At 43.5% G+C, this 11,455-nt stretch carries 12 protein-coding genes; 5 read left to right on the plus strand and 7 right to left on the minus strand.

All coding sequences use genetic code 11. The annotated features are described in order from the left end of the window. Positions 1–21 precede the first annotated feature (21 nt). The gene (locus ACTHRY_RS06375; RefSeq protein ID WP_036491232.1) at positions 22–732 is read left to right on the plus strand and encodes a DUF6973 domain-containing protein; all 711 of its coding nucleotides are present in this window, start codon (positions 22–24) and stop codon (positions 730–732) included. Positions 733–764: 32 nt separating this feature from the next. Then, the gene (gene hemB / locus ACTHRY_RS06380) at positions 765–1,766 is read left to right on the plus strand and encodes a porphobilinogen synthase (RefSeq protein WP_049323181.1); all 1,002 of its coding nucleotides are present in this window, start codon (positions 765–767) and stop codon (positions 1,764–1,766) included. A gap of 189 nt (positions 1,767–1,955) precedes the next feature. Here the strand turns inward: hemB and ACTHRY_RS06385 are convergent, their stop codons facing one another. The 7 genes from ACTHRY_RS06385 to ACTHRY_RS06415 form a co-directional block, all read right to left on the minus strand. Beyond that, on the minus strand, positions 1,956–2,486 hold the full coding sequence (locus ACTHRY_RS06385) for a hypothetical protein (RefSeq protein WP_049323182.1): 531 nt from the start codon (positions 2,484–2,486) through the stop codon (positions 1,956–1,958). Positions 2,487–2,767: 281 nt separating this feature from the next. Then, complete coding sequence (locus ACTHRY_RS06390) at positions 2,768–3,292, minus strand: hypothetical protein (protein ID WP_049323184.1); 525 nt, start codon at positions 3,290–3,292, stop codon at positions 2,768–2,770. A gap of 9 nt (positions 3,293–3,301) precedes the next feature. Beyond that, a complete protein-coding gene (locus tag ACTHRY_RS06395; protein WP_049359052.1) occupies positions 3,302–4,561 on the minus strand; it encodes a hypothetical protein in 1,260 nt (419 codons plus the stop codon). Then, entirely contained in the window at positions 4,558–5,133 is a 576-nt protein-coding gene (locus ACTHRY_RS06400; RefSeq protein WP_234398652.1) for a hypothetical protein, read from the minus strand. The genes ACTHRY_RS06395 and ACTHRY_RS06400 overlap by 4 nt, the downstream gene beginning before the upstream one ends. Before the next feature lie 559 nt (positions 5,134–5,692). Further along, positions 5,693–6,676, minus strand: a complete 984-nt coding sequence (lipA, locus tag ACTHRY_RS06405; protein WP_049323190.1) for a lipoyl synthase — start codon at positions 6,674–6,676, stop codon at positions 5,693–5,695. Positions 6,677–6,809: 133 nt separating this feature from the next. Beyond that, positions 6,810–7,412: a lipoyl(octanoyl) transferase LipB gene (lipB, locus tag ACTHRY_RS06410; protein WP_049323192.1), complete on the minus strand. Its 603-nt coding sequence runs from the start codon at positions 7,410–7,412 to the stop codon at positions 6,810–6,812. Next, positions 7,412–7,687 (minus strand): HP0495 family protein, encoded by a 276-nt coding sequence (locus ACTHRY_RS06415; protein ID WP_003746890.1) that lies wholly within the window; start codon positions 7,685–7,687, stop codon positions 7,412–7,414. The genes lipB and ACTHRY_RS06415 overlap by 1 nt, the downstream gene beginning before the upstream one ends. 213 nt (positions 7,688–7,900) lie before the next feature. On the opposite strand from ACTHRY_RS06415, the gene lon reads away from it, so the two are divergent. The 3 genes from lon to ACTHRY_RS06430 all read left to right on the plus strand — a co-directional run bounded on the left by lon (position 7,901) and on the right by ACTHRY_RS06430 (position 11,436). After that, the gene (gene lon / locus ACTHRY_RS06420; RefSeq protein WP_049323194.1) at positions 7,901–10,360 is read left to right on the plus strand and encodes an endopeptidase La; all 2,460 of its coding nucleotides are present in this window, start codon (positions 7,901–7,903) and stop codon (positions 10,358–10,360) included. A 185-nt stretch (positions 10,361–10,545) separates the two neighbouring features. Next, a complete protein-coding gene (locus ACTHRY_RS06425; protein WP_003683413.1) occupies positions 10,546–10,815 on the plus strand; it encodes an HU family DNA-binding protein in 270 nt (89 codons plus the stop codon). Between the two features lie 351 nt (positions 10,816–11,166). Further along, a complete protein-coding gene (locus ACTHRY_RS06430) occupies positions 11,167–11,436 on the plus strand; it encodes a FeoA family protein (protein WP_003746882.1) in 270 nt (89 codons plus the stop codon). Positions 11,437–11,455 lie beyond the last annotated feature (19 nt).

An 11,455-nucleotide genomic window follows, 5' to 3' on the forward strand; every position in this document is an offset into this window, starting at 1 on the left:
AATAATATCGATAGTTACATCATGAAACATATTAAAAAACACATTCAATGCGCCGTTCTCGGCATGCTGGTATTGTCCGGTTGCCAATCGTATCAGGAAGATCAAAGCCGCCGCAGTAAAATGGCACAATTTGCGCTTAACCATCCCGTGGCCGCCCAAGTCATCGGGATGGAGGACGAGGGCTTAATCAATATGACCAGTAATGCCACACGCTTTGCCGAGCGTACAGGTTTGGATGACAAAGCAAACGGCGACAGCAGGGGAACACAGGTTAATGCCGTACGCCAAGCATTATGGCAGGCGGCGATTGCTTCTAAATTCGACAGCATTATTGCTGAAAAAGCAGGTAATGCGCGCCTGACGGATATGGAGTTGCGAGAAGGTAAAGACGACTACTTCAGCCGTTACCTTGCCGACCAGGCAGTCGATCAACGTAACAACCGTATCGGCCGCAGTATCGGCAGTGCCAAACCCGACAGCGATATGAAGACGCTTGCGGCAAGCATTTTGTTCTACTACAACAAAGTAGGCTTGTGGACGGCTTCCGAAGTGAAAAACCGTTGGCACATCAAACAGGAAAAACTTTCAGACGGCCAATATGCCGAAGCATTGAAAAATATCGCCAAATTGGATCAAAACGGTATGACCGAGCAGGAACGTAATAGTTATAAAACCGGTACGCTCAGCGAAATCAAACGTTCGGTCAAAGCCATACGTCAAGTCGAAGACTGATTTTAAGACTTCATTATTGAAAGGCAATTGTTATGAATTTCCCTCCGCGTTATGTCTCAAACACCCGTATGCGCCGTATGCGTAAAGACGATTTTTCACGCCGTCTGATGCGCGAGCATACTTTGACGGCAGATGATTTAATCTATCCGGTTTTTGTATTGGAAGGTCAGAATCAGGAAGAGGCAGTGCCGTCTATGCCCGGCGTCAAACGCCAAAGTTTGGATAAATTGTTGTTTACCGCTGAAGAAGCACTGAATCTCGGTATTCCTATGCTGGCTTTGTTTCCCGTGGTAACGCAAAACAAAACCGAATTTGCGGAGGAGGCTTATAACCCGGAAGGCTTGGTACCGACAGTAGTGCGAACCCTGCGCGAGAAATTCCCAGAGCTGGGGATTATGACCGACGTTGCCTTGGACCCCTATACCATTCACGGCCAAGACGGTTTAACCGATGAAAATGGCTATGTCCTCAACGATGAAACCATTGAAGTTTTGGTAAAACAGGCTTTGTGTCATGCCGATGCAGGTGCACAAGTCGTCGCCCCATCAGACATGATGGACGGACGTATTCTTGCCATCCGCGAAGCCTTAGAAGATGCCGGACACATCCATACACGCATTATGGCGTATTCGGCAAAATATGCTTCAGCATTCTACGGCCCGTTTCGTGATGCTGTCGGCAGCTCCGGCAATTTGGGTAAGGCAGACAAGAAAACCTACCAAATGGACCCTGCAAACACTAACGAAGCCTTGCACGAAGTAGCATTGGATATTCAAGAGGGCGCAGATATGGTCATGGTAAAACCGGGTCTGCCGTATTTGGATGTCGTCCACCGAGTTAAAGATGAGTTCGGCGTACCGACTTATGCTTATCAAGTTTCCGGCGAATATGCCATGCTTCAGGCTGCCATTCAAAACGGCTGGTTGGATGGTGAAAAAACTATTTTGGAAAGCCTGTTGGCATTCAAACGCGCCGGCGCCGATGGTATTTTGACTTACTATGCGATTGAAGCGGCAAAATTGTTGAAGAAGTAAAATAAAGAAGTAAATTAAAAAGCGGCAAACAGTATTTATCCTGTTTTGCCGCTTTTTTGTATTACTTAAGATTGGCTCAATCATTATATTTCAGACGGCCTTGATACGGACATATAGTTATTAATAGAGTTTATTAAGATTTAAGCTACTGAATTTCAATTTATGCAATTTGAAATTTATGGTTTATTTTTAATAATATCGTCTGGTGCCTAAGGCTTCCAATACGTTTTCAAGCAACGGCATGGTAACGAACGACAGTATTAATGAGGATACGATACTTATCAGAATAATCTTATTTAAAAATTGAGCATATTGAGTTTTTGAAAAAGCCAAAGCCACAGCAATAATGAAATACAGTAATGTCATGAAAGGTGGGAGTGCCAAGTAGTAAAAAGCAGCACCGCATATCACGCCGGATAGGACGATTTTGCTTAATTTGGACAGTTTCTCAAACTCAAGAGGCACGATAACTAGTGAAAGCACAAATGGTTTAAAAAATAGATAATTCATTTGTGTAAATAGTGGATCAAATGCCCAATATTCTTTTATGCGGACGTATTTCAAAAAAATAAAGGTCTGTAGGAATATGGATAGTAATACACCATAGAAAATAACTTGTTTTCCAAGCTGCTTCTTAGAGTAGAATATAGCAAGTCTGATAAAGGCAATGACGGCTGCAACTAAGCATAAACCCATTAGGAGGAAAAGGATAAATCCCATTTTTTTTCTCAATTCATTATAAATATCAGTGTGTTAAATTCTTAGTTTTCTTTAGAGTCCGACTAAGGTTCATTTTTGAAAACTAAAGAGTTTTTACATATTAAATAAAGGCCGTCTGAAAAAACAGCAAACTGATTTTTCAGACTAAGTAGCTAAAAGGTAATCCGAATGGCCAATTATCGGATATTTAGGGAGGAGAGGGGAAATAAAGGGGGATTTGGAACAAAAATAGCTGAAATCCTGTATTTGATTCTCAGTTTTTGGCTAGGTCGTAATAATACTTATTGATCCAATCGGATTAACTTGCCTTTTATTTTGGTGCAAATACCTCCATCCTCTCCACATCGCATCAGTTTACCATTGTCAATAGCTTTATTAATTTCCTCAACCCATTCTATACGTTTTATCTGGGTATTAGCCAGTTGAATAGAATAAACTATTGTACCTAAACATAATAGAGCAGTTAGGCAAAATAGAGTGATTGATGCTATTACCAAATATTTTAAATTTTTAGCTGATTGCTGCTGCTGTTTTTCAATTTCACGAGAATTTTCGAGCAACCATCTTCCACTTGTCTCCATCCTTTCGGTAAATTTATCTACTGACTGATTTAAACCACGATGTACTTCTTCTGCGGCTGTTTGCTTAATAGTATCTGCTGAGCGGTTCAAATCGGTAGTTGCTGTATTCAATTCTTGGAATGCTTGTGAAATTAATAGTTCAGCATTTTTTGCCCGCTTTTCCGTTTGTCCAGCTAAAGCAATGATATTATCAGTCAGATGATCAATTTTTTGGTCTAGATCCATATGTTTTCCTTAACTTCGGACGATACCTGAAGATTTTGATTGCTCTTCGGCTAATCTCATATTTTCTTGCTCCTGGAACATTTTTTCCGTATTTTGTTGTAAACCTCGATTAATGTTGGAAGCAAGTAGACTGTCTAGCGAATGTTGCATTGTTTTGTCGTCTGCTAATAATGCTGCAAAACCGTATTCACGGAATTCTTTAGAGGAAGCATTTGAAGCTAAAGGTTTGCTAAGATCAAGTTTATTTGCATCAGCATAAATAGTTTTATCGCTATGAGGATGTTTACCCTTATCTTGCATAAGATGCATTGACCGACTATCGAATATAGATTTTGGAGTAGGCGTACTATTAATAAGCTCTTTAATCTTTTCCTGATCTCTATCAAATTTTTCTGTCATGTTACGCATGATTTTCATTTTTTCGTAAAGATTGGCATTCGCAAAACTGACTGCAGCAAATAAAGTTTTTGAGGTAGCTACATCACCTCGATAGTCTGAAATCATAAATTTATTTGCTTCCGCTAATTGGCGAGCACGAGTGTAATTATGTTCAGAAAGGATCGAATCTTTACCCACAAAATGATCAGATGAGTGAGCTTTAAATGCTCTTGCTGCTGCAGTCACCGCATGGTAAACAGACGTATTGCTTTTATTGTTATAGCCAGATTTTTTTAAAGGGGCAAGGTCGTCTTGTTCGGCTAGAATGATAACTTTACCGTAATGCGGATTAGCAGCAGAAACGGCATCTGCAGCTTTAACGTAATTGGTTACATTACCGTTACCCTGTCGTACACCATGCATAAGGACAGCGCCATATGCATTAAAGGTCACTCCTTCATGGCCAAAGCGGTATGTTTGAATTTGAGCGTGTGTTCCACCGAGTGAATGTCCGGTATGAGTAACAGAAGGTTTGGGTAGATATGGGCGATTACGATGAAACTCTTCTGCTTTTGAAATAGCCATGCGTGTTAGTTTTTCTGCATCGGCTGATTGATTATTCATACTCCGGGTAACCATTTTTAAGTCTGTATACCCATCACTCAAATCCTTAAGACTGATCGCGGTTCCTCTATGGGCAGCAATAAAGTCATTGGTACGGACATCTTGATATACGGCACCATAATATCCAGTTCTCGGATTATTCCATACAGCAGCTACTTTATATTCATTACCTCCGATTTTAATAGTTTCGTTTCCTTTGGTAACGGAGCGTGAGGTATAAGCATCTATAGCCAAATCGGCATGTTGCTGTCTAGTAATTTCACTCATGGTCGAATTTCCTCTAAAGAAACGGTGATGCTGAATTTTTCTTTGTCTTGATTTGGATTATATAGCTCTGAGGGTGTTATTCCGTAATGAGTGGGATTATCAATATAAATAGTACCGTCTTCTTTTTTTGAAAAAGGATATGGTCGTGTTGAGAAATATTGCGTTAGTGTTTTTTTACTCAGTAGCTTTTCCAATATATCGCTAAAATTGAATCTGGTTTCTTCAGGTTTACCCGTTGCTGATAGTGAAAAACCAAATCCTTCTGGGTTCCAATGACAAACTCCGTCGCCAAAGTAGTCTTCATTTAAAACAGCATCTGCATATACAATGGATTCATATTCAAACTCATTGATTTGATGGATATCAAACTGTACATTTTTTTCAGGATGGGCGGGAGCACCTTCAATTTTATTGATGATGTATGTGCAATCCTCAGCTTTATAGCCAACGCCCATCTTTCCTATGAGTTTTAAGGGGCCTGGGGCATCATTGATTTTAATCTTGAGGCGGTATGCTTGTTTAGGCTGAGGATTTAAATGAAATTTGGCTTCTGTCTCTTGTTGAATACTCATACTGTTCTCCGAATTGCTGCAAGCACTTATGCTGAAAATTGAAAGCAAGGCTGCAGTCAATAATACGATCATCGGTTTCATTAGGTTGTCCTATTAGAATAGAGGGATAGTCCAAAGACTGGTGCAGATGGCTTTTTATTTTACACGAATAAACTAGTGAATCAACATATTAATCATTTTGGACATTTCTTTATTGTTGGGGGAAGGTATTTTTAAGAATTCTTGGATGGGAAATGATTGTTTTGTAGTTACATTTGTTTATTGTATATAGGTAATTATGGACAACTTGTACTAGGGTATAAGTAGAGAAACGTATAGCTGCTTTATAAGTTAGACGATTTGATTATTATGAACCTGAACAGTAATAAGGAAATCAATGGGGCACTCTGTAAAGGCTAAAGAATTAATTATAGTAAGCTAGATACTGATAAGGAGAGTTTTTTCATCATTTATATTCGAATATAAAACAGCCTTTTCCATCAATAGCCAAAAAACTTTGTTTGAGTCCCGACTCTTGATAGGAAAAGGCTGTGTTGTAAAGGCATTAGCTATTTATATCTTAGTGATGGCTACACCCGCCGTGGGTTTCACGCAAAGCTTCTGCTGCTTGTTCGTCAGCGTGGTAGCTGGAACGAACCATTGCGCCGATGGCGGCATTGGTAAAGCCCAATTCGTATGCTTCTTTTTCAAAAACTTTGAATTGGTCAGGCGTTACATAGCGCAAGACGGGTAAGTGGCCGTCTGAAGGTTGCAGATATTGGCCGATGGTAATCATCTCGATATTGTTGGCACGCATATCGTGCATGATTTCGCGCACGTCCTCGTCTGTTTCGCCCAGGCCGACCATAATGCCGGATTTGGTCGGGATATGTGGCATCATTTCTTTGTAGCGGCGCAGAAGGTCGAGGGAGTGCTGGTAGTTGGCACCCGGACGGGCTTTTTTATACAGGCGCGGATGGGTTTCCAAGTTGTGGTTCATCACGTCAGGCGGTGTTTCTGCCAAGATTTTCAATGCGATGTCCAAGCGGCCGCGGAAGTCGGGAACGAGGATTTCGATTTTGGTATTCGGGCTGGTTTCGCGGATGGCTTTGATGCAGTCGGCGAAGTGTTGTGCGCCGCCATCGCGTAAGTCGTCTCGGTCGACAGATGTAATGACGACATAGCGCAGGTTCATGGCTTTGACGGATTCGGCCAAGTGCTTAGGCTCATCAGGATCCAGCATATTCGGGCGGCCGTGGCCAACGTCGCAGAATGGGCAGCGGCGGGTACAAATATCGCCCATAATCATGAATGTGGCCGTACCCTTGGTAAAGCATTCGCTGATATTGGGACAAGATGCTTCTTCGCACACGGTATGCATTTTTTGTTCGCGAAGAATGTTTTTGATTTCAAAGAATTTCTTGCCCGGCAATTTGGCGCGGATCCATTCGGGCTTTTTCAATTTTTGTTCCAATGGAACCACTTTAATCGGAATGCGTGCAGTTTTGTCTGCACCTTTCAGTTTGATGCCGCGTTTGGGGTCGTTTTTTACTTCTTCACTCATGGTGATGTGTTCTTTCTGTCGTTATAAAGGCCGTCTGAAAAGCTTATAGGAGGATTTGTACCTAAAAGTTTATGGGTAAAAGTTCAGAGGGCGGTTAAAAGATGGCAGTGTGACTGGATTTTTTCAGACGGCCTTATGCCAGCTCTTTTTGTAAATGCTTGGTCAGCTTGTCTGCAACTTCTGCCAAACTGGGTGCCGGAGAGACGTAGTCGGCAATTTGGGTCATTTCCATACCGGCATAACCGCAGGGATTGATGTGGGTAAACGGACTTAAATCCATGCTCACGTTGAGCGCCAAACCGTGGTAAACGGAGCCGTCTTTGATACGCAGGCCGAGGGAAGCAATTTTACGCTCGCCGACATAAACGCCGGGACGTTTGGGATCGGCGGCTGCTTCAATGCCGTATTCTGCCAAGGTGGCGATGATGCTGTTTTCAAGTGCGGAAACGATATGGCGCACACTGGTCTTACGGCGTTTGAAATTGATCATCGTATAGACGACCAATTGGCCGGGACCGTGATAAGTAATTTGACCGCCTCTGTCAATTTGGACAACGGGTATATCGTCGCGGATGAGGAGGTGTTCGGGCTTACCGGCCAAGCCTTGGGTAAATACGGGCGGATGTTCGACCACCCATAATTCGTCTTCGGTATTTTCGTCACGCGAGGCATTGAATGCCTTCATGGCTTCGAAAGTCGGCAGGTAATCGACCAAGCCTTTGTGCACGATTTTCATTACAACACCACTTTAACCAATTCGTGGGAAGTCAGGTCGCGGTAGATATTGTCCAACTGCTCTTGATTTTCAACATTTACATGGACAGTCGCGCCGGTATAGTTGCCTTTGCTGCTTGGGCGCGTAGTGATGTGGTGCGGCTCGGTATCGGGAGCATGTTTGCGCACGGTTTCCAAGATGGCGGATTCAAATTCCGGATGAACCGCGCCCATGACTTTTACAGGGAAGGTGCAAGGGAATTCAATTAATGATTTTTTTTCGGTTGAGTCTGTCATGGTTTACTACCTTGTTTGGTTAGCCAGGGCCGTCTGAAAAGTTTTCAGACGGCCCAAAATCCGATATATTTTATCGTAAACGTCCATATCGGGCTATTAAAAATGATGTTTTTGAAAATAGGTGCGGATAAGCTGTTTTCAAGTCTTGAAATGGAGCGCTTCAGCCCAATTTTGAGCTACATTCTGATTTAACAATGATTGAGATTATTAACTATGCCGACAAAAGACAAATATTTCGAGGAATACAGTGCGCTGGCTACTTTGCCTTTACGCGATGTAGTGGTGTATCCGCATATGGTATTGCCGCTGTTCGTCGGTCGTCCTAAATCGATTGCAGCCCTTGAGGCGGCAATGGCCAATGATGATCCGGTTTTCCTGTTGGCCCAGCTTGACCCTAATACAGAAGACCCTAAAGCCGAAGATTTGCACCAAACTGGTACGGTTGCCCAAGTTTTGCAGGTTTTGAAGCTGCCTGACGGCACCGTTAAAGTGTTGGTAGAAGGTATCCGTCGTGCGCGCGCATTGACGGTTGACGAAACAGGCGGACTGTTTTTATCCCATGTTGAGGCGATTGATGAAAACAGCGACAAGGACAATCCTGAAATTGAAGCCTTGCGCCGTACCTTGCTGACTCAATTTGAGCAATATGCGAAATTGAACAAAAAAATCCCTGCCGAAGTCATCAGCACCATCAGCAGTATCGATGACAACAGCCGTCTTGCCGATACTATTGCCGCGCATTTACAGCTGAAATTAGAGCAGCGTCAATATGTGCTGGAGACTGCCGGCATTGTTGAGCGTTTGGAATTTCTGCTGGCTCAGTTGGAAGCCGAACTCGACATCATGCAGGTCGAGAAGCGCATTCGTGGCCGTGTAAAACGTCAAATGGAAAAATCCCAACGTGAGTATTACTTGAATGAGCAAGTAAAAGCGATTCAGAAAGAGTTGGGCGAAGAAGACGAGCGCGGCGAGCTGGATGCGCTGGAAAACAAAATCAAAGAAGCAGGCATGAGCAAAGAGGCTGAAGAAAAATGTCTGTCTGAATTGAAAAAACTGAAAATGATGCCGCCAATGTCTGCGGAATCTACCGTCGTGCGCAACTATATCGATACTTTGCTTGAGCTGCCGTGGAAGAAAAAATCCCGTGTCAGCAAAGATATTGCCAAGGCTGATTTGATTTTGAATGCCGACCACTATGGTTTGGAAAAAGTCAAAGAACGTATTTTGGAATATTTGGCCGTTCAAAAACGTATGGATAAGCTCAAAGGCCCGATTTTGTGTTTGGTCGGCCCTCCGGGGGTCGGTAAAACTTCCTTGGGCGAATCAATTGCCAAAGCCACAGGCCGTCAATATGTGCGTATGGCATTAGGCGGTGTGCGTGATGAAAGCGAAATCCGCGGCCACCGCCGCACCTATATCGGCTCTATGCCGGGCAAAATCCTGCAAAACATGGCAAAAGCAGGGGTGAAAAATCCATTGTTCCTTCTTGATGAAATCGACAAGATGGGCAGCGATTTCCGCGGTGATCCGGCCAGTGCATTGCTTGAGGTGCTGGATCCTGAGCAAAACAACAAGTTTGCCGACCACTATGCCGAAGTCGATTATGATTTGAGCGATGTGATGTTTATTGCCACTTCAAACAGCTTGAATATCCCGACTCCGCTGCTTGATCGTATGGAAATCATCCGTCTGTCCGGTTATACGGAAGATGAAAAAATCAATATCGCCATGCAATACCTTGTGCCGAAACAAATGAAGCGCAATGGTGTGAAAGAGGGCGAGTTGGTGGTTGATGAAAGTGCAGTGCGCGATATTATCCGTTACTACACCCGCGAGGCCGGCGTCCGCTCGTTGGATCGAGAAATTGCCAAAATCTGCCGTAAAGTGGTGATGCGGGTTACTTTGAATGAGGACAAGAAAAAAGCGTCCAAATCCAAAACAGTAAGCAAGGCCAAGCCTAAAGCAATTAAAGTTACTGAGAAAAATCTGCATGACTATCTGGGCGTGCGCCGTTTCGACTATGGTGTGGCCGAAAGCGAAAACCGCATCGGTCAGGTAACCGGTTTGGCTTGGACCGAAGTCGGTGGCGAGTTGTTGACTGTTGAGGCAGTAGCTTTGCCGGGCAAAGGTACGATTCAATGTACCGGCCAACTGGGCGATGTCATGAAAGAATCGGTATCGGCCGCATGGTCGGTTGTCCGTTCTCGTGCTGAATCAGTGGGTCTGGCTCCTGATTTTTATGAGAAGAAAGACATTCACGTCCATGTACCTGAAGGTGCGACGCCGAAAGACGGTCCGAGCGCAGGTATCGCCATGACTTTGGCGATGGTTTCTGCCTTCACCAAAATTCCGGTGCGTGCAGACGTGGCGATGACCGGCGAAATCACTTTGCGTGGCGAAGTCTTGCCGATTGGCGGTTTGAAAGAAAAACTGCTGGCTGCTTTGCGCGGCGGTATCAAGCATGTATTGATTCCAAAAGACAACGTCAAAGATTTGGAAGAAATCCCTGAAAATGTCAAAACCGGTCTGACTATTCATCCGGTCAAATGGATTGATGAAGTGTTGGCTTTGGGTTTGGAAGCTCAGCCTGAGCAATGGGCGGCTGAATTGGCAGTTGCCGAGACCCCGCAAACTTCTAAGACGAAGTCAAGAACAAAGGCAACCAAGCATTAAGTTGGTCGTCTGATGTTGCAAAAAATGTGGTTTTGCCCTGAATGCCACAAAAATAGGGCAATTCCACATCTTTTACTTGACATGATAATTTCAGAATTGCTATAAAGTGCGTATGTGCTTTAAAAGTGCTTAAGCCCCGAGTATTCGGGCATTTCATCATTTTTTACGATAGGAAGGGACTAATTGTGAACAAGTCTGAATTGATCGAAGCAATTGCTCAAGAAGCCGGCATTTCCAAATCTGCTGCGCAAAAAGCTTTGGATGCTACTACTAATGCCGTAACCAACGCATTGAAAAACGGCGACACTGTTACTCTGGTCGGTTTCGGTACTTTCTACGTCGGCGAACGCGCCGAACGTCAAGGCCGCAACCCAAAAACTGGCGAGCCTTTGACTATTGCTGCTGCTAAAACTCCTAAATTCCGTGCCGGTAAAGCATTGAAAGACGCTCTGTAATTTAGAGTCTTTCCCTGAATGGGAATAAAAAACCGATTTGATTCGGTTTTTTATTTTGAAGGCCGTCTGAAACCTTTCAGACGGCCTTTAGTTTGTTGAGTGCATAAAAAGGCTGAAATCCTAATGATAAAAGGATTTTAGCCTTTTTAGTTTATCTTGTTACATTTGATTTTTATATTGATATACCTTATCATTAAGGGAAACAATAACAGTATTCAAAACAAACCGCACTTATCGAAAGAAGGGGCAAATAGCCATTCGTAAACAATCTTTCAAATGTGCTACACATTCATCATACTTCTCACGTTTTTTCAATAATCTATTTTTAAAACAAAAAGAAAAGAGAGACTTATGTCTGCTGTTCCTTTGTCGCGCCTGAAAAAAGGCGCAGTCGTACATATTGATTCCATTGCTCCCAATCCTGTTTTTGGTGATTTGGATACCTTGGTAACCCGTCGTCTTGCAGATTTGGGTTTTTCCAGCGGAATGCCGTTGCAAGTGATTGCAGTCGGCGGTTTTGGAAGAGGACCGTTTGCAGTACGCTTGGGTAACCAATCCCAATTTTCCCTGCGTTCGGAAGAGGCCGGGAAGATTATGTGTCGTATCGTTGAGGCCGTTTAAGGCCGTCTGAAAGAATAAG

Source organism: Neisseria sp. P0004.S004 (assembly GCF_051963335.1).
Lineage (GTDB): Bacteria > Pseudomonadota > Gammaproteobacteria > Burkholderiales > Neisseriaceae > Neisseria.

Bases quoted from the DNA above. Each gene is read 5' to 3' on its own strand.
- ACTHRY_RS06375 (WP_036491232.1), top strand. From the start codon at position 22: ATGAAACATATTAAAAAACACATTCAATGCGCCGTTCTCGGCATGCTG.
- ACTHRY_RS06400 (WP_234398652.1), bottom strand. From the start codon at position 5,133: ATGAGTATTCAACAAGAGACAGAAGCCAAATTTCATTTAAATCCTCAG.
- lipA (WP_049323190.1), bottom strand. From the start codon at position 6,676: ATGAGTGAAGAAGTAAAAAACGACCCCAAACGCGGCATCAAACTGAAA.
- ACTHRY_RS06390 (WP_049323184.1), bottom strand. From the start codon at position 3,292: ATGGATCTAGACCAAAAAATTGATCATCTGACTGATAATATCATTGCT.
- ACTHRY_RS06385 (WP_049323182.1), bottom strand. From the start codon at position 2,486: ATGGGATTTATCCTTTTCCTCCTAATGGGTTTATGCTTAGTTGCAGCC.
- lipB (WP_049323192.1), bottom strand. From the start codon at position 7,412: ATGAAAATCGTGCACAAAGGCTTGGTCGATTACCTGCCGACTTTCGAA.
- ACTHRY_RS06415 (WP_003746890.1), bottom strand. From the start codon at position 7,687: ATGACAGACTCAACCGAAAAAAAATCATTAATTGAATTCCCTTGCACC.
- ACTHRY_RS06395 (WP_049359052.1), bottom strand. From the start codon at position 4,561: ATGAGTGAAATTACTAGACAGCAACATGCCGATTTGGCTATAGATGCT.
- ACTHRY_RS06430 (WP_003746882.1), top strand. From the start codon at position 11,167: ATGTCTGCTGTTCCTTTGTCGCGCCTGAAAAAAGGCGCAGTCGTACAT.
- lon (WP_049323194.1), top strand. From the start codon at position 7,901: ATGCCGACAAAAGACAAATATTTCGAGGAATACAGTGCGCTGGCTACT.
- hemB (WP_049323181.1), top strand. From the start codon at position 765: ATGAATTTCCCTCCGCGTTATGTCTCAAACACCCGTATGCGCCGTATG.